Source organism: Endozoicomonas arenosclerae (genome assembly GCF_001562015.1).
Classification (GTDB): Bacteria; Pseudomonadota; Gammaproteobacteria; order Pseudomonadales; family Endozoicomonadaceae; genus Endozoicomonas_A; species Endozoicomonas_A arenosclerae.
The window spans coordinates 1-1,628 of sequence record NZ_LASA01000245.1 but is presented as its reverse complement, the minus strand read 5'-3'; the positions used below and the strand labels follow the sequence as shown (position 1 = coordinate 1,628).

The following is a 1,628-nucleotide window of genomic DNA, read 5'->3' as shown; positions in this document are numbered from 1 at the left end:
ATTTAGTTGTCTGGATTATTCTATTTATTGTTGAATCGAGTTCTATGAAAATGCAAAAATTTCATCTGGTAGCAGGTCGTAAACTGCTGTTACCTGCAGTCTTGGTGGGGATTACACCGTACTCTATTCTGGCAGTGGCGGATGATGGTTCGGGCGATAGTACACAATTTGCGCGTAACCAGTACGGTGAGAAATTTGAGTTCAATGTACCGGAAGCTTCTGCTTATCGTGAAGATCTGGATGCACAGGAAAGGCTGAGGCAAGAGGCGGAGAACCGTGCCAGAGCTAACGAAAAAACCCCGGAGCAGCTTTGGAAGGAAAGAGAAGCGAGAGATAAGAATAAGGTAGTTATTGATGAAGTTAATGAGCCTGCAAAGCCTGCCAGTGCTAATAATGGTGGGGCCGGAGATACTAAAGCAGAAACGGACGATAGGGGAGCTGAAAAACCTGAGTCTGAGGCTGTAGTTCAAGAGTCGGCTGCTGCTCAAAAGAAACCATCGCCCATCCCGGCCGTCGCCACAATACCTTCTTTTCCTCTAGCGACTTCTGCACTGGAGTCCAATCAAATCGTTCGACAAAATACCGTTCTGGTGAATTCCAGTATCTTTGACCACCTGGGTTCAAAGGGTGGTACGGGAATGAACTCCGGTGGTGGCTTTTCGGCAAATAATTTCTGGGGCGTTGTGAACTATTACACCGGAAAGGATGAGAATGATTATGCAGGAAAGTATGATCTTGAGTCCGGAGGTCTGACGGTGGGTTATGACTTCAGTGGCGGTGCAATGGATGAGTTTTCATTGGGTCTGGCTTTTTCCTTTTTTAATGGTGAAACCAGTAAAGCGCGTAATGATGTAAAACTAAAGCAGGATTATGTGCTGGGCTCGCTTTACGGTAAGTGGGCCATTGATATGTTTGATCTGATGGCTGCTTTTCATTTTGGCAAAACGGAAAACAAGCAGGATCGTCAGGTTTCGGGCAATAAAGTCAAAGGGAAGTACGATTCGAAGCTCTGGGGAGTCTCTTTGCACGCTGATGTAAATATCTATGCGGGTGAGGTCGATGTTGTTCCCTTTGTTGAATACAACTATTTCAGGAATGAGTTGGACGACTTTACCGAAGACAGGGTGACGGGTCGGACAACTTACTCGTTCAAGACAACGGATTATAATATTTCCGAGTTGGGCGGTGGTCTCAAGTTGAGTTCTCGGCTGGATGCAGGTTCTGGCAGCAGTGTGCTATTGACTGGTTTGCTGGCAGGTTATCATGATTTCAATGATGATGAGGTCAAGACGACGATTACAGGCGTTTCAGGTCCGGCTTTGTTGCCAACGCCTCTCAATCTGACCAAGGAGGATAAGAAGGATAAAGAGCGTTATCGTGCTGGCGTGGGTGCTGAATGGATGATGGGAAGCGGTCTGGGTCTGGGTCTTACCTATGATTATCATTGGAATAAGAATGCCAAAATCAACACTGTGGGTCTGCATGTCAGCTATGCATTCTAACAAGGGTAGAGAGCCTGTATTCAAAGTGTGATAGCAGGTTTGAAATATTGAAAGACAATTTTCAGGCATAAAACTACAGGCATAAAAAAAGCGACTTACGTCGCTTTTTTTATGGGACTGACAAGG

Annotated in this window: 1 protein-coding gene; it reads left to right on the top strand. The window is 45.8% G+C overall.

All coding sequences use genetic code 11. From position 1 onward, the window contains the following. The coding region (locus WG89_RS28305; protein ID WP_216638584.1) for an autotransporter outer membrane beta-barrel domain-containing protein at window positions 1-1,502 on the top strand (1,502 nt) is incomplete at its 5' end. Between the last annotated feature and the right edge of the window lie 126 nt (window positions 1,503-1,628).